This is a genomic window from Exiguobacterium sp. s168, from assembly GCF_018619035.1.
Lineage (GTDB): Bacteria > Bacillota > Bacilli > Exiguobacteriales > Exiguobacteriaceae > Exiguobacterium_A > Exiguobacterium_A acetylicum.
The window spans coordinates 1-20,609 of sequence record NZ_JACSNE010000012.1 but is presented as its reverse complement, the minus strand read 5'-3'; the positions used below and the strand labels follow the sequence as shown (position 1 = coordinate 20,609).

Annotated in this window: 20 protein-coding genes and 1 riboswitch; of the genes, 14 read left to right on the top strand and 6 right to left on the bottom strand. The window is 47.7% G+C overall.

Going from position 1 to position 20,609, the window contains the following annotated elements; translation table 11 throughout:
- Positions 1–10 precede the first annotated feature (10 nt).
- From KNQ15_RS08755 to KNQ15_RS08740, 4 genes are all read right to left on the bottom strand, one after another.
- The gene (locus tag KNQ15_RS08755) at positions 11–988 is read right to left on the bottom strand and encodes a cation diffusion facilitator family transporter (RefSeq protein WP_214728857.1); all 978 of its coding nucleotides are present in this window, start codon (positions 986–988) and stop codon (positions 11–13) included.
- A 32-nt stretch (positions 989–1,020) separates the two neighbouring features.
- The gene (locus tag KNQ15_RS08750) at positions 1,021–1,806 is read right to left on the bottom strand and encodes a glucose 1-dehydrogenase (RefSeq protein ID WP_214728855.1); all 786 of its coding nucleotides are present in this window, start codon (positions 1,804–1,806) and stop codon (positions 1,021–1,023) included.
- A gap of 17 nt (positions 1,807–1,823) precedes the next feature.
- A complete protein-coding gene (locus tag KNQ15_RS08745; protein WP_174514744.1) occupies positions 1,824–2,675 on the bottom strand; it encodes a GRP family sugar transporter in 852 nt (283 codons plus the stop codon).
- Between the two features lie 142 nt (positions 2,676–2,817).
- Positions 2,818–4,446: an ABC1 kinase family protein gene (locus KNQ15_RS08740; RefSeq protein ID WP_023466751.1), complete on the bottom strand. Its 1,629-nt coding sequence runs from the start codon at positions 4,444–4,446 to the stop codon at positions 2,818–2,820.
- Positions 4,447–4,611: 165 nt separating this feature from the next.
- Between KNQ15_RS08740 and KNQ15_RS08735 the strand changes: the two genes are divergently transcribed.
- Complete coding sequence (locus tag KNQ15_RS08735; RefSeq protein ID WP_023466752.1) at positions 4,612–5,217, top strand: trimeric intracellular cation channel family protein; 606 nt, start codon at positions 4,612–4,614, stop codon at positions 5,215–5,217.
- A 2-nt stretch (positions 5,218–5,219) separates the two neighbouring features.
- Entirely contained in the window at positions 5,220–5,588 is a 369-nt protein-coding gene (locus tag KNQ15_RS08730) for a DUF423 domain-containing protein (protein ID WP_029343179.1), read from the top strand.
- A gap of 95 nt (positions 5,589–5,683) precedes the next feature.
- On the opposite strand, the gene KNQ15_RS08725 is transcribed toward KNQ15_RS08730, so the two are convergent.
- The gene (locus KNQ15_RS08725; RefSeq protein ID WP_023466754.1) at positions 5,684–5,833 is read right to left on the bottom strand and encodes a hypothetical protein; all 150 of its coding nucleotides are present in this window, start codon (positions 5,831–5,833) and stop codon (positions 5,684–5,686) included.
- A gap of 103 nt (positions 5,834–5,936) precedes the next feature.
- Positions 5,937–6,713 (bottom strand): hydrogen peroxide-dependent heme synthase, encoded by a 777-nt coding sequence (gene hemQ, locus KNQ15_RS08720; protein ID WP_214728853.1) that lies wholly within the window; start codon positions 6,711–6,713, stop codon positions 5,937–5,939.
- 345 nt (positions 6,714–7,058) lie between these two features.
- Here hemQ and pta point away from each other — a divergent pair, with 345 nt between their 5' ends.
- The 12 genes from pta (at position 7,059) to KNQ15_RS08660 (ending at position 20,488) form a co-directional block, all read left to right on the top strand.
- Entirely contained in the window at positions 7,059–8,045 is a 987-nt protein-coding gene (gene pta / locus KNQ15_RS08715; protein ID WP_214728851.1) for a phosphate acetyltransferase, read from the top strand.
- A gap of 70 nt (positions 8,046–8,115) precedes the next feature.
- Positions 8,116–8,215: riboswitch (purine riboswitch) on the top strand.
- Positions 8,216–8,290: 75 nt separating this feature from the next.
- Complete coding sequence (locus KNQ15_RS08710) at positions 8,291–8,875, top strand: xanthine phosphoribosyltransferase (protein WP_035411444.1); 585 nt, start codon at positions 8,291–8,293, stop codon at positions 8,873–8,875.
- Positions 8,872–10,173 carry a nucleobase:cation symporter-2 family protein gene (locus tag KNQ15_RS08705; protein WP_214728849.1) on the top strand — a complete coding sequence of 434 codons (1,302 nt, stop codon included), beginning with the start codon at positions 8,872–8,874 and terminating at the stop codon, positions 10,171–10,173. Before KNQ15_RS08710 ends, KNQ15_RS08705 begins: the two co-directional genes overlap by 4 nt.
- A gap of 221 nt (positions 10,174–10,394) precedes the next feature.
- Positions 10,395–11,771: an amino acid permease gene (locus tag KNQ15_RS08700; protein WP_029343184.1), complete on the top strand. Its 1,377-nt coding sequence runs from the start codon at positions 10,395–10,397 to the stop codon at positions 11,769–11,771.
- Between the two features lie 120 nt (positions 11,772–11,891).
- Complete coding sequence (locus KNQ15_RS08695) at positions 11,892–12,191, top strand: rhodanese-like domain-containing protein (RefSeq protein ID WP_029343185.1); 300 nt, start codon at positions 11,892–11,894, stop codon at positions 12,189–12,191.
- Between the two features lie 154 nt (positions 12,192–12,345).
- Positions 12,346–14,325, top strand: a complete 1,980-nt coding sequence (locus KNQ15_RS08690) for a methyl-accepting chemotaxis protein (protein ID WP_214728847.1) — start codon at positions 12,346–12,348, stop codon at positions 14,323–14,325.
- A 168-nt stretch (positions 14,326–14,493) separates the two neighbouring features.
- A complete protein-coding gene (locus tag KNQ15_RS08685) occupies positions 14,494–15,681 on the top strand; it encodes a DUF2157 domain-containing protein (protein ID WP_214728845.1) in 1,188 nt (395 codons plus the stop codon).
- Positions 15,678–16,121 (top strand): GDYXXLXY domain-containing protein, encoded by a 444-nt coding sequence (locus KNQ15_RS08680; RefSeq protein WP_023466766.1) that lies wholly within the window; start codon positions 15,678–15,680, stop codon positions 16,119–16,121. The genes KNQ15_RS08685 and KNQ15_RS08680 overlap by 4 nt, the downstream gene beginning before the upstream one ends.
- A 372-nt stretch (positions 16,122–16,493) precedes the next feature.
- Positions 16,494–17,351 carry an SAM hydrolase/SAM-dependent halogenase family protein gene (locus tag KNQ15_RS08675; protein WP_029343188.1) on the top strand — a complete coding sequence of 286 codons (858 nt, stop codon included), beginning with the start codon at positions 16,494–16,496 and terminating at the stop codon, positions 17,349–17,351.
- Positions 17,348–17,899: an ECF-type riboflavin transporter substrate-binding protein gene (locus KNQ15_RS08670; protein ID WP_023466768.1), complete on the top strand. Its 552-nt coding sequence runs from the start codon at positions 17,348–17,350 to the stop codon at positions 17,897–17,899. The genes KNQ15_RS08675 and KNQ15_RS08670 overlap by 4 nt, the downstream gene beginning before the upstream one ends.
- Before the next feature lie 70 nt (positions 17,900–17,969).
- Positions 17,970–19,673 (top strand): energy-coupling factor transporter ATPase, encoded by a 1,704-nt coding sequence (locus tag KNQ15_RS08665; protein WP_029343190.1) that lies wholly within the window; start codon positions 17,970–17,972, stop codon positions 19,671–19,673.
- On the top strand, positions 19,664–20,488 hold the full coding sequence (locus KNQ15_RS08660) for an energy-coupling factor transporter transmembrane component T family protein (RefSeq protein ID WP_214728843.1): 825 nt from the start codon (positions 19,664–19,666) through the stop codon (positions 20,486–20,488). Before KNQ15_RS08665 ends, KNQ15_RS08660 begins: the two co-directional genes overlap by 10 nt.
- Positions 20,489–20,609: the final 121 nt, after the last annotated feature.

Below are 20,609 nucleotides of genomic sequence, written 5' to 3'. Positions count from 1 at the left end.
GGCTTTTTGTTTATTCTACAGGTGGTGAGGGAGATTGATACTGTTGTACTTTATCATCTTCATCAAAGGAGATCGTGACATCGGTGACCCCTTTAAGAATTCGAATTTGCAGTTCAAGCCGGTCCTTGATGTCGTCCGCTTGGGCAATCGTTAAGTTAGGATCCACTTCAATCTCTGTCTCGACATGGAAGTGATCCCCTTCCTTGATGACTTCAAGTTTTTCGATATCCCGAACGGCCTCATCACGTAAGAGAATTTCACCAATTTTAGCAGTCAGTACTTCATCAATTTCACCGAGCGCACCGGCAGCGTTTTGAATAAAGACATTATAAACGACGTAAAACATCATCAGACCAATCAAAATCGATGCAATGCCCTCTGCTTGATAAAACGATGTGTAGTGTGAAATCAGAACGGCGATGATTGCGATGATACCACCGAGAGTCGCAACAAGATCTTCCATGAAGACAAGACGTGTAGCTGGTTTTGCCTGCCCAAGATGGGTGAAGCTTTGACCAACGAGTGTCAACCCTCTAGACTTAAGCCCGGTTTCATGAGCAATCTCGATCATCGCTTTATAAAAGACGCCGACTTCGAGTACAACACCAATTCCAAGTGCCGTCAAAATGATCCAAAGCCCAGTCGTCTCTTCGCCAGGACCATGTGTGATATGCAAGATGCCTTCCCGGATCGTCTCATACGCAAGCAACGCGACGACGATGATTGCAGCCAGTAACACGAGGTTAACAAGGCGACCGAATCCGTTCGGAAACCGTTTCGTCGGTGCTTTTTTACTGAGAGCAGAACCGATATAGACGAAAAACTGATTCGCCGCATCGCCGATTGTATGCATCATTTCGGCAAACATCGCCACATTCCCAGTCAAGATATAAGCGACGAACTTGATGATAGCAATGATTGTATTGACGACAGCAGCAGCAAGTGCTGACTTATTTCCGCGACGGATCAATGAGAAAAAAGTGGTCATGAGCGGTTCTCTCCTTGTCTATTCAAAATAGGTTAACCGCGTCCTGCTTGGAACGACGGATAAAGTGTCATCCCGCCGTCCGCAAAGAGTGTGATACCTGTAACATAACTTGCTTCGTCAGATGCAAGCCATGCGGCAACGGCTGAAATTTCCTCGGGTTTTCCGATATTGCCCATTGGAATCATGCTCTCGACTTCTTTTCGTTGTTCCGGATCTTCGAATTTTTCAGCATTGATCGGTGTATTGATCGCACCAGGTCCAATCGCATTGACCCGAATGCCTTTTGGTGCATATTCCATCGCAAGAGTTTGTGTCATCAATTTGACGCCACCTTTACTCGCAGCGTAGTGGACGAACGTTGGCCATGGAATGATTTCATGAACACTCGACATGTTGATGATGCTACCTTTGACATCGTGTTCGACGAAGTACTTCAGTGCTTCACGCGCACCGAGGAATGCACCTGTTAAGTTGACGTCGATGACTTTTTGCCAGTCTTCGAGTGACATTTCATGAGATGCTGACGGCATCTCGATTCCCGCGTTATTGACGAAAACATCCAACTGACCAAAGTGTGCGACAGTCTCTTTGACGAGGTTGATCATATCGTCTTCCTTCGAGACATCTCCTTGGACGATCAGGGCTTCGCCACCCTGTTCTTTAATCGATTCAGCGATTTTCTTCGCTTCTTCCGGGTGACTGCGGTAGTTGATGACGACACGCATGCCTTCTTCTGCATAGCGGCGAATGACAGCTTCACCGATTCCCATTGATCCACCTGTTACGATGGCGACTTTTCCTTTTAAACTTTCATACATGATGCTTCACTCCTTCATTATTGTTTCGTAAATCCAATCATGATTCCGCCGGCAACGACTAAAATACAACCGATGATGACAAAGGTCATCTCTTTCTTTGTCTTCGTTTCTTTCAGTAAGAGGACACCGCCAATCGTTGAGATGACGACCCCTGTTTGGGAGAGGGAGAAGCTCGTCGCGACCCCGACTTTTGCCGTCGCAAACAGTAAAGCGACGTTCCCGACAGCCCACATGAGTCCACCAACCGTATTGCCGGCTGTTTTTTTCGTGAAGAGATCTCCTTCTCGTAAAGAAAGAAGAATCGCACTCACGACCATCCCGACAGCTTGTGGTAAGACTGCTTCCCAGCCATTGATATCGAACCAACGGGCAATGACGACGTAGCCGACATACCCGACAGTCGAGATGAGGAGGAGCGTCAGACCTTTTCCTATATTCTCATCTTCTTTACTCTTATCTTCCTTGTAAGACGTGAAAGCTGCTCCGGCAATGATCAATACAAGGGCACTGATTCCGAGAATCAACGCAGTTGTCGTTGACCACTCTCCGAAAGCGAGAACACCGAACAATGATGTTCCGACGAGTTGCATTCCTGTTGAGATTGGCATCGTCTTTGAGACACCCATCTGACGAAAGGCAGCAAACTGATTTTTTTGACCGAGCGCCCAGAAAGCACCAGAAAAGAATCCGGCGACCCAAGCAGTCGTCGACAGCTCTGGGCTGACAAAAAAGAAGGTGACGATCGCGAAAAGCAACGCACCCAGAGTCGTACCGATAATTTGTTGCGCCGTTGAACCTCCGATTTTCGAGACGACGAGCGGCAACGATCCCCACATCAATGCAGGAACGATGGCAATTAAAATATCAATCAAGTGTTTCACCTCTCCTTACTATTATCTCTCTACTTGAAGCTGTACCCCGCGAGACGCGAGGAAAAACCTCGAAGCGCGAAGAAGAGTTATTCTGAAATAAAAAAACGCCCACCGAAGTGAACGTTTACTGGTATTTCGTTTATCGGAACGGTTCGTCAGCAATCCGAACGATTTGTCGTCCGATTCGGCGACCATTCCATAAAGCGATGACCGCAATCGTCAAGGAAATCCCCATGACATCGTACTGCGTAAAATAATAGCCGAGATAACTAAAAGGTAGGCTGATGATTCCGACGAGTGAACTCGTCCACTGCCGGATTTTGAGTGATTCGATGTTCGCGACGCGAGAGAACTTTTGTTGCTCCATGATCCGCCAACGCGTCGGTTCGCTGAGAGCGTCGTTGACAAGGCGCGGGAAGGCAAGCAATCGCGCACCGTAGGATCCGGCAATCTGTAGGTAACGGTTTTGGTTTTTCCCTTCGTCATCGAGCCAACGTCGAACCATTGGCTTGGCTAACTCGAGTAGATTGATTTGTGGTGAAAGAATCTGAAGGATCCCAAGAATCGTCGAGGCAGCACGACCGAAGAACGCGAACTCGGCAGGAAGCTGGATCGGTTCGTTTCGGACGAGCAATTCGATATCGGATAAGACCTTCTCAATCAGCTTCGTATCGACGTTTTCCATATCACTCTCGAGATAAAACGTGACCGCTTTTTCAATCGCTTGTCGGATGTTTTGCTTATTCGCATTCGGCAACAGGAATCGTAAATCTTCTAAACCATCGACGATCGCATCGTAATCCAAGGTGACGAAAGATTGGAGGATTCGTTGAATCGCCCGCATGTCATCAGGCGTCGTCGCTCCAATCATTCCGAAATCTAGCAAAACAATTTTGCCATCAGACTGGACAAGGACGTTACCTGGGTGTGGATCGGCGTGAAATTTCCCACCGAACAGTAATTGCTCACCAGCGTTTAAGAATAAATTACGCGCTAGTTCGTCACGGTCAATCTGATGTTCCGCCAAATAATCGAGATCAGTAATACGTGTCCCGTCAATCCATTCCATGACGAGCACCCGATTCGTACAATGTTCTTCATAATAACTCGGGATATAGATGACGGGGTTCGTCTCATACATCTTTTTAAAGTAGAGACCGTTTTTTAATTCAGTTCGGTAATTCAATTCATCACCAATGACGAAGACCATTTGGCGGTACAGACTTTGTAGATCAGTCGATTTGTTTAATGACGTCCGACGTAACATGGCGATGACGATGCGCATGGCACGGAAATCGGTCTTGATGATTTGTTCGATATTCGGTCGCTGGACTTTGATCGCGACTTTTTTACCGTTTGATTTTAAGGTTCCGCTGTACACCTCACCAATCGAGGCAGAAGCGACAGGACGGGGACTGATGTCCGAGATAATCTCTTCAATCGGCATGCCCCAATCTTCTTCGATGATCTTTCGTGACTCTCCGAGTTTACTTGAAGGTACTTTATCGACCAGTTCGGTCAGTTCCATCAAGACGGATGGTGGGAACAAATCGGCTCGAATCGATAAGAACTGGCCGAGCTTGATCAGTAATCCTTCTAGCCGTAATGCTTTTTTCTTATAGTCACGCGCAATCCGGATCATGATGCGCTCAAACTCTTCGTTGTTCGTACCTGGCCGGTTTTTCCGGGTGAATCGATAGATCGTAAAAATGTAACGTGCGAACATCGTCACGATGACGACGATGCGATAAAGCGCCCAACGTTTCATACGGTCACCTAGCTTCCTGTACAGTTTGTTTCAGTATAGGTTACTTTACCTAAAAACGTCACTCGCAAACGGTCGAAACGGTGACAGAAAATTAATGCTTTACGGAAACTAAAAAGAGAGTATAGTAAGTATTGGAATTTCTTTGTAGAAAGGTGAAATGTGCGCATGTCCTGGGACTTATTGAATATCATCGGCACGGTCGCTTTTGCGATGAGTGGTGCGATTGTTGCGATGGAAGAAAAATATGATTTATTCGGTGTTTGGTTACTTGCTTTGATCACAGCATTCGGCGGTGGTGCCATTCGTAATTTACTGATTGGTGTACCGGTATCCGCTCTTTGGTCGCAAGGTGGTCTCTTCTTAGTCGCAATTCTCGTTGCGTTGTTGATCTTCATGTTACCCCAGTTGTTTTTGCCGCACTGGACACGTTGGGGCGTCCTCGCGGATGCGCTTGGGTTGTCGGCGTTTGCGATTCAAGGTGCTTTGATGGCGACAGCAAAAGGATTGCCACTGTCAGCGACGATTTCGGCTGCTGTTCTAACTGGTGTCGGGGGTGGAGTGATTCGTGATTTGCTGGCGGGTCGGAAACCGCTCGTCTTGCATAAAGAGATTTATGCGATGTGGGCTGTCATGGCAGCACTCGTGATTGATCGTTTCCAATTGACGAATCCTCTACATTTGTTCACATTGCTCGGACTCATCACTGTTTTACGTATGCTATCGTATTATTATGAATGGAATTTACCAGCACGACGCTTAGGGGGAGAATAAGCATGAAAGTATTCATTATGATTGGCGCGATCTCGATGATGTTATCGGTCGCACTAGGTGCATTCGGTGCACACGCCTTAAAAGATATGCTAACGGAACGGATGCTCGCGAACTGGCAGACAGGCGTTCTTTACCAGATGGTACATTCGCTCGGTATCCTAGCACTCGGGGGACTCTTATTAAAAGTATCGATTCCACAATGGTCGTTGGCTGCATGGCTGATGCTCGCCGGAATCGTTTTCTTCTCCGGTAGCCTGTATGTCATGGCATTGACGAACGTAACGAAACTGGGTGCCATCACACCAATCGGTGGCGTTTTATTCATCGCAGCATGGATCTTTGTCGCAATTGGCGCATATAAAGGATTATGAGGTTCGACCGTTTTTCTTCCGTCATGAAGAAGAACGGTTTTTTTATACGAAAAACGCCCACTCGATATCGAGTAGACGAAAGTATCAAAACGAATTCATCGTTTTGTCGTTTGTGTTTTGTTTAGCTTCGATAATGCTTGCTCGTAGCGATCCAGTACGCGATCTGCAACCGGTTTCAGCTCTTTTGAAAGCACAGCGAATTGCAATTCACGCGATCGTGTCGATCGGTTCATAGCATTCCCCATGGTAATTCCTCCTTACGTAATCAACCAACTATTTTATAGCCTGTTTTGTAGCCGCAAGGAGTATATTCCCATGAGATATTTCAATCAAACGTCATTCAACACATTAAAGTGCAAAATGAGTATTTAATTGTTCACTTTCGAGACGGTTCCCGATGAAGAACTCACCAAACTCACCGTACTTCGCGCTGACTTCGTCAAAACGCATTTCATAGACGATTTTCTTGAACTGGAGAATGTCGTCTGAGAAGAGCGTAACGCCCCATTCCCAATCGTCAAATCCAGTTGATCCACCGATGATTTGCTGAATTTTCTCGGCATAACTCCGACCGATCATACCATGACGATACATGAGCTCTTTTCGTTTCTCCATCGAGAGCGTGTACCAGTTGTCGCCATCGCGACGTGACTTGCTCATCGGATAGAAGCAGATGTGCTTCGCTTGCGGCAAGATCGGATAGAGACGATCACGCACGTACGGATTCTCGTATGGATTTCCTTCGCCCGAACCACGGTACGTACCGAGTTCGACGACAGAGACGTAAGAGTACGTCGGGATCAAGTAATCATAGAGATCAAGTTTTTGCATTTTAACTTCGACGTCTTGGATTTGTTCCATCGTTGGACGCAGAACCATCAAGACGAGATCAGCTTTTTGACCGATGATTGTATAGAGTGCGTGGCTTCCGTCTTTCGCCGCTTCGACATCAGAAAGCTCTGAGAGGAAGGCTTGGAACTCTTCAATCATGCGCGCCCGGTCTGTCGCGTCGACTTGTTTCAAGCGTGACCAATCGATCCGGCGGAAATCATGTAATGTATACCAGCCGTCGAGTGTTTCAGCGGCTTGTTGCGTAGCAGTCGGTTCAGATGTTTGATGTTGCATGGGATGACCTCCTGAGTCTGAAATAAGTTGTCTTTTTCCATATCCTATCTTATCACATTCTATTAATAGGCTCCGTCTTAAAAGGATTTTGTCCATGAGATCGTAACACATGAAAAAAGCAGAGAGTGGGTAAAAGGGGAAGTGGAAATTATTTTGCTCGAAAATAGTCTCTGTACCATTCTTGAAAATGACTGTAATAGTCGATGAATATGGCTTCAATGCTTTTGTTAGATAACTTTTTTGCAAATTGTTTTAACAACGATTGAGAACTGTGTATAATAAACGATGGAAAAGAAAATGGATCAAATCGACGACGTCGTGTTTACCTAAAAAGGAGAGAAACTCATGCAATTATTCGATATGTTAGAACAAAAGATTAAAGCGCACCAACCGAAAATCGTCTTCCCAGAAGGAATTGACGCGCGTGTTCTTGGCGCAGCTGTCCGTTTGAAAAAAGACGGTCTCGTCACACCAATCGTCATTGGACCACGTGTACAAATCGAAGAAACAGCAGCAGCAAACGGAATCGATATCACGGGACTTGATACGATCGATCCTGCTTCTTACGCTGGAATCGATGAGCTCGTTGCATCATTCGTTGAGCGTCGTAAAGGGAAAGCAACAGAAGAGCAAGCACGTGCTGTCATCTTAAAAGACGTGAACACGTTCGGTACGATGCTCGTTCACACAGGACAAGCAGAAGGTCTTGTATCGGGTGCCATGCACGCGACAGGCGATACGGTTCGTCCAGCACTTCAAATCATCAAAATGCAAGAAGGCTATAAAAAAACATCAGGCGTCTTCATCATGGTTCGTGACGATGAGCAATACGTCTTCGCAGACTGCGCGATCAACATCGCACCGGATGCAAACGATCTAGCAGAGAACGCAATTGCATCTGCGAAAACAGCGAAAACATTCGGTATCGATCCGAAAGTGGCATTGCTCAGTTTCTCGACAAAAGGTTCAGCAAAATCACCAGAGACAGAGCGTGTCGTTGAAGCAACTCGCATTGCTAAAGAACGTGCACCAGAGCTTGCAATCGATGGCGAACTCCAATTCGATGCTGCATTCGTTCCAAGCGTTGCGAAATCAAAAGCACCAGAATCAGATGTCGCAGGTCAAGCGAACGTCTTCATCTTCCCAAGTCTTGAAGCTGGAAACATTGGCTACAAAATCGCACAACGTCTTGGTGGATTCGAAGCAATTGGTCCGATCCTTCAAGGGTTGAACAAACCGGTCAACGATCTTTCACGCGGTTGTAACGAAGAGGATGTATACAAACTAGCGATCATCACGGCAGCACAAGCGGTCGAAGAACGCCAAGCTTAAGCACGGTGTGAAAAAGTCTTTACTTTTTCGCTAAACCCCGTACAATGGTACACATCACGAAAATCACGAAACGTAAACGTATAGCAACGCTCGTATAATAGTGGGAATTGGCCCACGAGTCTCTACCGGATCGCCGTAACGGTCCGACTACGGGTGGTGAGTTACTGCTCTCTTTTTTGGCGTACAGTGGCTGCCCCCGGGTAGCGGCTGTACGTTTTTTCGTTTTTAAAGAGGAGAATGCATGTATGAAACGTCTACACGACATGATTAATCAAGAGGGAATCGTCTTATCGGATCAAGTATTGAAAGTGGATGCCTTTTTAAACCACCAGGTCGACCCGACCTTGATGTGGGAAATCGCCTATGAGTTCATGGAACGCTTTCAAGATGCCGGTATCACGCGGATTTTGACGATCGAAGCGGGAGGTATTGCCCCGGCAATGATGACAGCACTTCGTCTTGGCGTGCCAATGGTCTATGCTCGTAAGACGAAATCGGTCACATTGAACGAAGGAACGATTTCAGCTGAAGTTTTCTCATTTACGAAACAACAGACGAATACAATCACGGTCGCAGAGAAATACCTGCAACCGGGTGAACGTGTTCTGATCATTGATGACTTCCTCGCAAACGGAGAAGCAGCATTTGGTCTCGCTCGTCTCGTTGAACAGGCAGGGGCAGAAGTCGCTGGATTTGGAATCGTCATTGAAAAGTCGTTCCAACCGGGACGTCAAAAACTGATCGAAGCTGGATTCCGTGTCGAGTCACTCGCGCGTGTTGAGTCATTGAAGGACGGAAAAGCGACATTCGTCGACTCGGTGACCGTATGAGACTATCAAACTTCAAAGCAGCCAGTCTCGGACTTCAGCATGTGCTTGCGATGTACACAGGAGCAGCTGTCGTTCCACTGATCGTCGGGAGTGCGATCGGATTGTCAGGAGAAGAACTTGCTTATTTAGTGGCGATTGATCTTTTCATGTGTGGCGTTGCGACCTTATTACAAGTACTCGTCACGAAATACACAGGTGTTGGTCTTCCAGTCGTACTTGGTTGTACCTTTACAGCAGTCGGTCCAATGATTGCGATTGGAAGTCTTCAAGGCATTACAGCGATTTACGGTGCTTTGATTGCCAGTGGGCTGATCATTCTTGTCATTTCAGGTTGGTTTAGTAAGATCGCGGTCCTGTTCCCACCGGTTGTCCTTGGTTCCGTCGTGACAATCATTGGGATTTCCTTGATTCCGGCTGCAATCAATGACATCGGAGGCGGACAGGGCGTAAAGGACTTTGGTGACGCACGTTATCTCGGACTCGCCGGACTGACGATCGTCTTGATTTTAATCTTGAATCGTTACGGCACGGTCTTTTCAAAAGCGGCAGCCGTTTTGATTGCTGTAATGATCAGTACACTCGTTGCGTTCGGCATGGGGATGATCGACTTCAGTCCGGTGGCGGAAGCATCATGGTTCCAAATGGTGACGCCGTTCTACTTCGGCGTTCCGACATTCAATGCGACGGCGATCTTGACGATGACACTCGTTGGTCTCGTCTCGATGGTTGAATCGACAGGTGTGTTCTTGACACTTGGTGAGATCACGGATCGTCGCTTAACGGATAAGGATCTAGCACGTGGCTACCGGGCAGAAGGTGTCGCGACGATCGTTGGCGGTATTTTCAATAGCTTCCCGTATACGACATACAGCCAAAACGTCGGTCTCGTTCAATTGACTGGCGTGAAGACACGTAAAGTCATTTTATTTGCGGGTGGATTTTTAATCTTGCTCGGCTTCTTACCAAAAGTGGCGACATTCACGACGTTGATTCCAAAACCAGTCCTAGGTGGGGCAATGTTGATCATGTTCGGAACAGTCGCAGCGAGCGGGATTCGTATTCTGTCCCGGGTCGATTTCTCGAAAAATGAACACGTCATCACGGTGGCACTCGCGCTCGGAATTGGTTTAGGAATCAGCATGAATCCGGAGATCGTAGCCGGTCTCCCGTCACAAATCCGTGTCTTGACGGATAGCCCAATCGTCGCGGGATCGCTGACGGCATTATTACTGAATGGCATCTTCCGATTGACCGGGAAGTCCGAGACAGCAGATGTACCACTTGCTAAAGTTGATTAACAATTGTAACTTTCCGAAAGGAGCCATCCTGTATACTATTTAGTAGCAGATGGTTCCTTTTTTTATATTGCTGTTGTAATCAGAATATTCCGAGTATGTGGATTTGGTGAGAAATATTGGATGAAAACGTTTACAAAATCGACACATCTTCTTTATACTGACAACGTAGCGGTACGGGGAACTGCTAAGAAACAAACAGAGACGGGAAGGACGTCGTAAAAATGAAACAACAGACAGAGTTGAATCGGGGACTGGAAGAACGTCATATTACACTAATGTCGCTGGGGGCGGCAATCGGTGTCGGACTCTTCCTCGGGTCAGCGAAAGCGATCCAACTGGCAGGTCCAGGGATCTTACTTGGTTATCTGATCGGTGGTATTATCATCTTCATCATCATGCGAGCACTTGGGGAGCTTGCGGTGCGGGAGCCGGTAGCTGGTAGTTTTGCGGAGTATGCCCGGAAGTATGTCAGTCCATTAGCTGGTTTTTTAACAGGTTGGAATTATTGGTTACTCTGGATTTTTACGTGTATGGCGGAAATCACAGCAGTCGGTATTTACATGAAAGTATGGTTCCCGGATTCCCAGGGCTGGGTATGGGCACTAGCAGCACTTGTCTTGATGACGAGCATCAACTTCATTGCTGTTAAATTTTATGGTGAATTCGAATTTTGGTTTGCGTTGATTAAAATCGTCGCGATCGTCGCCATGATCATCTTAGGAACTTTGACGATCGTCATTGGTCTTGGGAACGGCGGCACACCAGTTGGGATTTCGAACCTGTGGTCACATGGTGGATTCCTACCGAACGGGTTCACTGGTGTACTTCTTGCCATGCAGATGGTCATGTTTGCGTTCTTAGGAATTGAAGTGATTGGGGTCACAGCAGGGGAAGCGAAGAACCCGAAGAAAACGATTCGAAAAGCCGTTAACAACGTCTTCCTTCGGATTTTAGTATTCTACATCGGGGCGCTCTTCGTCATTTTATCGATTTATCCGTGGGATCAAGTTGGTGCAAATAACAGTAGTCCGTTCGTATTACTATTTCAATCGCTCGGTATTGAGTCAGCAGCCGGCATCATCAACTTTGTTGTCTTAACGGCAGCACTCTCGTCATGTAACTCGGGTATCTTCTCGACAGCCCGGATGATGATGAACTTATCCGAGAACAGTGAAGCACCACGTCGCTTCTCGAAAATCTCGAAAAACGGTGTTCCAGCACTGGCGACGATTCTTTCAGGTGTCGCATTGCTCGTCGGTGTCGCCTTGAACTACTTCTTACCGGAAGATGTTTTTGCAATCGTAACGAGTATCGCGACGTTCGGAGCCGTCTGGACGTGGGCGATGATTCTGATCGCTCAGATGCGGGCACGGAAGGTACATGGTTCAGCAGAATTTGCTGTTCCGTTCTTCCCGATTGCCAATTACATTGCCCTCGCGGCACTTGCCGGTGTCATCGTCTTGATGGCATTTGATGCAAGTACGCGCATTGCTTTGGTCGTTGGACCACTGTGGTACGCAATTCTGATTGCTGTCTATTATGCACGGGGAATGCATAAGGAGACACGTCAGTCGATTCGGAAAGCATCAGGAGAATAATAAAACGGGCGGATCCGGAAACGGGTTCGCTTTTTCATCACTTCGTATCAAACGGTTTCGTTTTGTTTTAACGATAGATTTGCTACACTTACGACAGAACCATACAGGAGGTCATACGAGATGAAAACGATTCATGTAGACGAGTTACAAGAGCGATTAGAGGCAGGCGAAGCGTTGCACGTCGTCGACGTCCGTGAGCAGGATGAATACGATGCAGGACACATTCCGAACGTCCGCTTCCTTCCGATGTCTGAGATCGGCGAACGCTATACGGAGTTGCAAGAAGGTGAAACCTACTACTTGATCTGCAAAGCAGGCGGACGGAGCGAAAACGTCGGTCGTTTCCTCGAGCAGTACGGATATGATATTGTCAACGTCGAAGGCGGTATGATGAACTGGAAAGGCGATCAAGAAGCATAAGGGTAAGCGTTATCAAGGAAGACGACTCGAAATGAGTCGTCTTTTTTCATGTGAACGAGTACACGTTTATCGATTTTTCTATGAACATTTTTCGTTATTCTTCCGATAGAGAAGGTAGAATAGCGAGTCCTTGCACTCGAGAATGGAGTGACACATGGAACAAAAGATCAAACGAACGATGAGCATCAAACAAAAATTAATTCTGACATCGATTCTCTTATTAGTAATTCCAGCGCTCGTGATCGGATTTGTTGCCTACAATCAGGCGAAACAAACGATGACGGAGCAAATTCTGCAATCGGCACATGGTGGAGTCGATCGGATGAACGATGAGATCCAGAACATCATTGATCCGATGCGACGCGATGTCGCCTTTTTTGCGGACCGGATTGACGGCACGCTTTATCAAAAAGGAAAACCGAATGCAGCGTTAAAAGAAAAAATGACAGAATATCTCGACATGCATCCGCAAGCAGCGAACATTTACTTCGCGACGACGGAAGGGGATATGAACATTTTCCCGGAACAGGTCATGCCAGAGGATTACGATCCACGTGAACGCTCGTGGTATCAATCAGCGGAAGCTGCTGGCGGAAAAGTCGTCATCACCGATCCGTACGTTGATGCTGCCTCGAACAAGATGATGGTGACACTGTCGCAGACGACCGGCAACGGGAAAGGTGTCGTGGCGGTTGATGTCGATGTCGACCGGATCGCGGAAATCGCAAAAAAGATTAAAATCGGTAAAGAAGGTTATGTCACGATTCTCGATTCGAATAAAAAATTCGTCACTCATCCGACACTGAAACCAGGTGAGAAGGCGACAGGGAACTGGGTCGCCCCCCTCTATGCGGAGCCAGCCGGACAATTTTCTTATGAATTTGAAAATGAAGGCAAACAGATGGACTTCATGACGAACGACCTGACGAAGTGGAAGGTTGCCGGAACCCTGTACGATCAAGAAATCACAGATGCGACGTCAAGTATTCTTTGGACGACGCTTGCTGTCATCGGTGGGATGTTACTCATTGCGGCGGTCTTCATTTACTTCATTCTTCGCTCGATCCTCCGCCCACTCGGTCATTTGACACGTGGAGCAGAACGGATTCAATCTGGTGATTTGACGGAACCCGTCATCGTTGAATCAAACGATGAGGTTGGGCAAGTCGCGCAAAGCTTTAACGTCATGGTCGACTCACTCCGCTCGATCATCATCAATCTTGATCAGTCGATCACACAAGTGGCCGGTTCGTCGCAGGAATTAATGGCGAACTCTGCCCAGACGACGTCCGCATCGGAACAAATTGCGGGATCGATTCAACAGGTCGCAGCAGGGGCGGATCAATCGAAGCGTCAACTTGATGCGAACGCTGTTTCGTTACAGTCGATTACAGCCGGCACCATGCGGATCGCTGAGAGCTCGACCGATGTGTCAGAGCTATCACGTTCAACGGCAACAGAAGCCGAGAACGGAACAGTTGCTGTCCTGCAGAATGTCCAGCAGATGAAAGAAATCGATGCCTCCGTTCAAAACTTTGGTGGTGTCATCAGCTCACTCGCACATCGTTCGAATGAAATCGGGAAAATCGTCGATGTCATCAACGGCATTGCCGAACAAACGAATTTATTGGCACTGAACGCGGCGATTGAAGCAGCACGGGCAGGCGAAAACGGAAAAGGCTTTGCCGTCGTTGCAAGTGAAGTGCGTAAACTAGCAGAGCAGTCACAGGATTCAACGAAGCAGATTGCACAGCTGATTCAAAACATCAAGCAGGAGACAGATCAGTCAGTCACGATGATGAAAGAAGTATCAGGACAGACGAAAGCCGGTTTATCGACGACAGAAGCATCAGCAGAACGATTCCAGAAGATTCTCGAACGGACGCAAGAGATGACACCGCGAATCGAAGATGTGACAGCAACTGTCGAGGAAATCGCAGCGAACGTTCAAGAGGTTTCTGCCTCTGCAACCGAAATCGCACATATCGCGCAAGAGAATTCATCGGCGTCGAAACAAGTCGCAGCGACGACAGAAGAACAGTTGAGTGCGATGGAAGAGATTTCGCAATCAGCCAAAGCATTATCCGATATGGCGGAAGAATTACAGGTTCTCGTTGCCCGTTTCCGTGTTTAAGCCATCGATTATACAAAGCAAGGAAGCTAGTCTTCCTTGCTTTTTTTGTCTGTCACCATTTTGTGACGAACTGAACAAATAGCTTGGAATCCTTGTGAATCCGGGCTTGAGATGGTACTAAATCGGGAATTTAATAAATATCTAAACACTTCGAAGGAGGTGGGTGCGATGAAGCAGTTACGCAAGATGAGAGAGTGGAGTGAAGCGGGGCTTTTGGACGAAGCAACCGTCAAACGAATCGTCGATTACGAGAACAATCGTAAGGAAAAGCAACGTCTACCGCTCTTGTTGATTGTAGGGGGTACGTTCGTCGTATTGGCTGTGTTCAGCTTTTTAGCCGCCAACTGGCAAGTCATGCCGGTCGGATGGAAAATCGGACTTGTCGTAGCACTCATGTGGAGCTGTTACGTCATGGCGGATCTTTCGGAACGTCGGAGTATGTTGCATCCGATTGTCTTCCGAATCGGTGGAATCCTAGCGTTTGGCGCCTCGATTCTCGTCGTTGTTCAAAGTTTCCACTTGCCGATGGAAGGATCATTACTCGGATGGTGTGTGTTTGTCGCCGCGTTAGCGCATTATGTGCTTTGGCGTCATGAAGCATACGGTGTCGTCGCCTTCCTTTCCGGATGGACGATCTTCACGAGTCTCGGTGGTTTTGGTCAAGAACAGGCGAGTTATCTCGACTGGATATCGTTCGGTCTGATGGTCGTGCTGTCGTTCAGTTGGTTTTACTTCAGCCAACGTCTGCCATCGCTTTTGTTTAGCTGGCTGTTTCTCTTCTTCAGTGGTCTCTCCTTGTTTCTCCTTGTATCATATGACGGATTCCTGTGGCCGGTCTGGACGCTATTTTTACTCGTTCCAGTTCTCTGGCTTGTTCGTGAGGAGTCCAATCGTCGGATCGTCGAAATGGTCTATCTGGTCGTTGCTGCCATCAGTTCGATCGTCTATCTGTCTGTACGTGCGGAATCAAATGCCGCATTACCATCTATGACAGAAGCGATTCTGCTAGCTATCGTATCCATCGGATTAGGAATTTTCCTCTATCAAAAACGTCGCTCCTTATTGTTTATCGTTCCGCTTGGATTCGTCGGAGTCCTGTGGCTCGATGAACAGGCAATTCTACTCGCCATCCTTTTTGAAATATCGGCGCTAGTCTATTTGTTGTATCAAGAACGCCGTCATGCGGTCGTCTGGCCAGCCTTTCTCTATTTCATTCTCGTTCAAATCGCGATATACGTCATCTATGCGTGGGATCGGTTGAACATGTCCTTATTTTTCCTCATCGGTGCGCTACTCATCTTCCTATTATCCGGTATCTTATGGTGGTTACGCCGTAGAGGAGGTGTGGCGTCATGAAACGCTATCTCATGCCCGTATTGCAGACGTGCGTCGTCGGTCTGTTGATTGTCAGTTTTTTTGCGACCTCCTGGTTCGGAACATCGTACCGTTTTCGGGCAGAACCGTTTGATCCGTTTGATCCCGTTTACGGCGAATACGTGATGCTGCAGTATCCGGATTTAAAACCAGGTCCGACGATTCAAAATGGGCGTGTCTATGTCAGCTTCAAGACCGATGCTTCTGGTTATGCTCAAATCGACCGGATTTCGAATGAACGATTCTTTGGAAGTGTCGCCGGCGACTATTACGATCAATACGTGTCGATTCCACAATTGACGCAGTATTATGTCGAACAGGGAAGCGGAAAACAATATGAAAAAGCAAAAGCACTGGAAGTCCGTGCGGATGTGTCACCATGGGGAACGATCCGGACGACGAATTTAAAAATTTCTGAGTAAAAAACCTTGCGTCAGGAATGAAACGGTTGTACTATTAATTTAAATTTTCAGACAACTAAATCTGCATGCGTAGACGGGAAGAGTAAAGTGATCAGAAATCGATAGAGAGTCTCTGTTGCTGGAAATGAGACGATTTCGTCATTTGAAGATGGTCCCGGAGCAGTCGGAAGAACGTGAACCGTGTTCATCAGTAGAACCGACCGGTAGGACGGATACCGTTAGCATTCCAGGGAGTCTCGTACTCCTAGAGGTGGCTGAACGTGAGTTGAGCCATGAACGAAGGTGGTACCACGTGATCAGACATCACGTCCTGAGAGATAAGGGCGTGGTGTCTTTTTTGTGGGGACGTCCGCGCAGGAGGAGGATGACGAGATGGCAGAAGCATTGGTATTGCAATCAGACTTTGGCGTGAGTGACGGGGCAGTGAGTGCGATGTATGGGGTTGCGCATAGCATCAATCCAGAGATTCGGATTTTTGATTTGACGCACGACATTCCGCCCTTCCACATTTGGGAAGCGTCCTATCGGTTACTGCAGACGGTACCGTACTGGACGGAGCAAACGGTGTTCGTTTCTGTCGTTGATCCAGGTGTCGGATCGAGTCGAAAGAGTGTCGTCGCGCGGACGCATGCGAATCAATACATCATCACACCAGATAACGGAACGTTGACGCATCTTTGGCAAGCCGGATACATTGCTGAAGTGAGGCAACTCGATGATCGACGGCATCGCTTACCTCGAATGGGTGAATCGTATACGTTTCACGGACGAGATATCTTTGCCTTCACGGGTGCTCGGTTATCGAGCCATGTCATCACCTTCGAGGAAGTAGGACCCGTTTTACCTGCTTCGGACATCGTCTTGCTCGACCGGACACTTGCCTCGTCGTCAGATACCGGTGTTACCGGTATCGTCGAGATTCTCGATGTTCGCTTCGGAAATGTCTGGACGAATATTCCGGTCGCTCTCGTTCGTCAGGCGGGTCTCGACATCGGTAGCCACGTCAAGGTAACGATTTCGTACCGAGAACGGATTGTTTACGAACAAACACTGCTCTTTGGTCATTCGTTCGCCGATGTGCCGGTTGGTTCAGGCGTCGTCTACATCAACTCGCTGGATCAGATTGCTCTTGCCTTGAATCAAGGTTCGTTTGCGCATGCATTTGAGGTTGGAATCGGAAATGATTGGAGTGTTAACGTACAACATATTAAAGGAGGAGATCGAACATGAAAGGATTTACGACAAAACAGATCGTCGCAACCGGGATCGGAGCAGCAGTATTCATCATTTTAAGTCGATTCGCTGTGATTCCGACAGGCGTACCGAACACGTCAATCGAGACATCCTATGCATTTCTCGCATTCATGGCAGTTTTGTTCGGACCAGTCACAGCCGGTTTGATTGGTTTAATCGGTCATGGATTAAAAGATGCGATTTTATATGGATCCCCGTGGTGGAGCTGGGTCATCGTATCCGGGTTCGTCGGCTTTGGCATCGGATTGATCGCTAACCGGATTCGTCTAGAAGAAGGCGGATTGACGACACGTAAAATCGTCTTATTCAATGTCACACAAGCCATCGTGCAAGCGATCGGTTGGATCATCATTGCACCGGTACTCGATATCTTAATTTACACGGAGCCAGCGAACAAAGTCTTCGTCCAAGGGGCTGTCGCTGCGACATCGAACATCTTGACGGTCGGTGTCATTGGAACGTTGTTGCTCGTCACCTATGCGAAAACAAGAAGTAAAGCAGGCAGCTTGAAACGCGAAGCTTGACCGAATGAGCTATGATCCTGTGCGAAGAGACGGCAGGATCATAGCTCATTTAGCTTGGGGGGAGAAGGACATGACAAACGTAATCGAATTTCAGGATTTTTCATTTACATATCGGAGTCAGTCGGAACCGACACTCCGACAGATTCAGTTAACGATTCAAGCAGGCGAACGCATCTTAATCGTGGGACCGTCGGGTTCAGGAAAAAGTACGCTCGCCCAGTGCATCAATGGGTTGATTCCGTTCTCGTACCCGGGAACGTGGGAAGGACAGGTCCTGATCAAGGATCAGGATGCCCGGGAGTTATCGTTATTTGATCGTTCGCTGCATATTGGAACGGTGTTACAGGATCCAGATGCGCAGTTCGTTGGTTTATCGGTTGGCGAAGACATCGCCTTTGCGCTCGAAAATAAACAGACTGGGCGACCGGAAATGCAGGAGATCGTCGAACGTGTCGCACGGATGACGGATGTCGAGACGCTCTTGCAAGCACGATTGAATGATCTATCAGGAGGACAACGACAACGGGCGGCATTAGCCGGAGTCCTCGTCGAAGATGCGGACATCTTACTGTTTGATGAGCCGCTCGCGAATCTCGATCCAGTAGCGGGACAAGAGGCGATGACGCTTATGGATCGACTGCAACGTGATACGAATCGCACATTGATTGTCGTCGAACATCGGATCGAGGATGTACTCGTCATTCCGTTTGACCGCATCATCGTCATGGTCGATGGCGAAATCATCGCTGATGATCATCCGGATGTCATCTTAAGTAACGGAAAACTGCAAGAAGCGATCTTGCGTGAACCTCTCTATGTCAGTGCCGCACGCTGGGCTGGGCTTGCCGTTCAACCTTCAGATCAGCCGAGCCGCATCGATCCCTTTTTAAAGCGATTCAACCAGACGAACGTGTTAGAGCGTTTAGAGAAAGCACCCCAAAAAGAGGTTGCAACCTCTACTTCATTGCTTGAACTCAATCAGTTGGCGTTTCATTATCGTCAAGGAACGCCGGTGCTTGAGAATGTGACGGCGACTTTTCAAAAAGGAACACTGACGACGATCGTTGGTCAGAATGGTGCCGGAAAATCCACGCTTGCGAAAGTGTTGAGTGGTTACCAACGGACGACAGGTGGTCGGATCCTGCTTGACGGAATCGACATCACGAACCAATCGATCGCAGAGCGAGCAGGAACGATCGGATTCGTTCTGCAAAATCCGAATCATATGATTTCGAAGCACCTCGTGCAGGAGGAAATCCGCTACGGGATGCAGGCGCTCGGACTGAGTGAGGCGGAAGAAAACGAGCGTCTCGAGCAGACATTACGTCGTTGCGGATTATATCCGTTTCGTAATTGGCCGATCCAAGCACTGAGTTTTGGTCAGAAGAAACGAGTGACGATTGCTTCGATTCTCGTTCGACGACCGGATATCTTGATTCTCGATGAACCAACAGCCGGTCAAGATTATCGGCATTATTCGGATATGATGGACTTTTTAGAAGGATTGAAGCAGGGCGGAATGACGTTACTCATCATCACGCACGACATGCATCTCGTCTTAGAATACAGCGATCAAGTCTGCCTCGTGCAAGCTGGGCGTATCCGTTATGCTGGACCATCATTTGGACTGCTGAATCAAGAACAATTGCTGCATCATGCCCATTTAAAACAAACATCGCTCTTTACGCTAGCGCAACACCTCGAAGTCGATCCGGAACGATTCGTCGAGTCCGTGATTACGGCGGAGCGAAAGGAGCGGGAACAATGGCTGTAGAAATGCTTGGCTATATTGAAAAAACGTCACCGATTCATCGATTGACGGGAACGACGAAACTGATCGGATTCTTATTATTTACGACAGCAACGATGTTCACCTATGATACACGTGTCTTACTTGTAATGGGGTTAGTCAGTATCGTGTTATTCCGATTGTCGCGTATCCAGTTTCGGGAAGTCCGCTTCGTCTTGATCTTTACAGCGCTATTCGTTTTGATTAATGCGCTCGCCGTTTATCTATTTGAACCAGAGCAAGGCGTAGCGATCTACGGATCGCGCCACGTCTTATTTGAAGGCATCGGGCGCTTTACGGTAACGGCAGAACAGTTGTTTTATCTGTTTAATCTCATCTTAAAATACAGTGTGATCGTTCCGATTGCTGTGTTGTTTCTCGTCACGACCCATCCGACGGAATTCGCTTCTTCATTGAATCGGATTGGTGTCCCGTATAAAATCGCCTTTGCGGTTTCCTTAGCACTCCGTTACATTCCAGACGTACAAGCGGATTTTCGGACGATCGCGAATGCCCAGGAAGCACGGGGAATTGCTGTCTCACGCGGTTCGCTTTGGCAACGGGCGCGTAATAGTATCCAGATTTTACTTCCCTTGCTGTTTACGAGTTTGGAGCGGATTGAGACCGTCAGTAATGCGATGGATCTCCGTGGATTCGGTGCCGGACGAAAGCGGACGTGGTATAACCAACAGACGATGACACGAATCGATTATGTCGCGATCGGCTGTGTGCTACTTTTGACGGTTTTGTCATTCGTCATCACTTTCTATGATGGCAACCGCTTTTATAATCCGTTTTAAAAATGAGATACGAAAAAGGCAGTGGATGCGTCGAGGCCACTGAAAAACTTCAATACTTTGTATCGTATTGAACAGTTTAAGACGAAGATACCGGATTTCCACTCAGGGAATCCGGTATCTT

Bases quoted from the DNA above. Each gene is read 5' to 3' on its own strand.
- KNQ15_RS08755 (WP_214728857.1), bottom strand. From the start codon at position 988: ATGACCACTTTTTTCTCATTGATCCGTCGCGGAAATAAGTCAGCACTT.
- KNQ15_RS08750 (WP_214728855.1), bottom strand. From the start codon at position 1,806: ATGTATGAAAGTTTAAAAGGAAAAGTCGCCATCGTAACAGGTGGATCA.
- KNQ15_RS08740 (WP_023466751.1), bottom strand. From the start codon at position 4,446: ATGAAACGTTGGGCGCTTTATCGCATCGTCGTCATCGTGACGATGTTC.
- KNQ15_RS08735 (WP_023466752.1), top strand. From the start codon at position 4,612: ATGTCCTGGGACTTATTGAATATCATCGGCACGGTCGCTTTTGCGATG.
- KNQ15_RS08730 (WP_029343179.1), top strand. From the start codon at position 5,220: ATGAAAGTATTCATTATGATTGGCGCGATCTCGATGATGTTATCGGTC.
- KNQ15_RS08725 (WP_023466754.1), bottom strand. From the start codon at position 5,833: ATGGGGAATGCTATGAACCGATCGACACGATCGCGTGAATTGCAATTC.
- hemQ (WP_214728853.1), bottom strand. From the start codon at position 6,713: ATGCAACATCAAACATCTGAACCGACTGCTACGCAACAAGCCGCTGAA.
- pta (WP_214728851.1), top strand. From the start codon at position 7,059: ATGCAATTATTCGATATGTTAGAACAAAAGATTAAAGCGCACCAACCG.
- KNQ15_RS08710 (WP_035411444.1), top strand. From the start codon at position 8,291: ATGAAACGTCTACACGACATGATTAATCAAGAGGGAATCGTCTTATCG.
- KNQ15_RS08705 (WP_214728849.1), top strand. From the start codon at position 8,872: ATGAGACTATCAAACTTCAAAGCAGCCAGTCTCGGACTTCAGCATGTG.
- KNQ15_RS08700 (WP_029343184.1), top strand. From the start codon at position 10,395: ATGAAACAACAGACAGAGTTGAATCGGGGACTGGAAGAACGTCATATT.
- KNQ15_RS08695 (WP_029343185.1), top strand. From the start codon at position 11,892: ATGAAAACGATTCATGTAGACGAGTTACAAGAGCGATTAGAGGCAGGC.
- KNQ15_RS08690 (WP_214728847.1), top strand. From the start codon at position 12,346: ATGGAACAAAAGATCAAACGAACGATGAGCATCAAACAAAAATTAATT.
- KNQ15_RS08685 (WP_214728845.1), top strand. From the start codon at position 14,494: ATGAAGCAGTTACGCAAGATGAGAGAGTGGAGTGAAGCGGGGCTTTTG.
- KNQ15_RS08680 (WP_023466766.1), top strand. From the start codon at position 15,678: ATGAAACGCTATCTCATGCCCGTATTGCAGACGTGCGTCGTCGGTCTG.
- KNQ15_RS08675 (WP_029343188.1), top strand. From the start codon at position 16,494: ATGGCAGAAGCATTGGTATTGCAATCAGACTTTGGCGTGAGTGACGGG.
- KNQ15_RS08670 (WP_023466768.1), top strand. From the start codon at position 17,348: ATGAAAGGATTTACGACAAAACAGATCGTCGCAACCGGGATCGGAGCA.
- KNQ15_RS08665 (WP_029343190.1), top strand. From the start codon at position 17,970: ATGACAAACGTAATCGAATTTCAGGATTTTTCATTTACATATCGGAGT.
- KNQ15_RS08660 (WP_214728843.1), top strand. From the start codon at position 19,664: ATGGCTGTAGAAATGCTTGGCTATATTGAAAAAACGTCACCGATTCAT.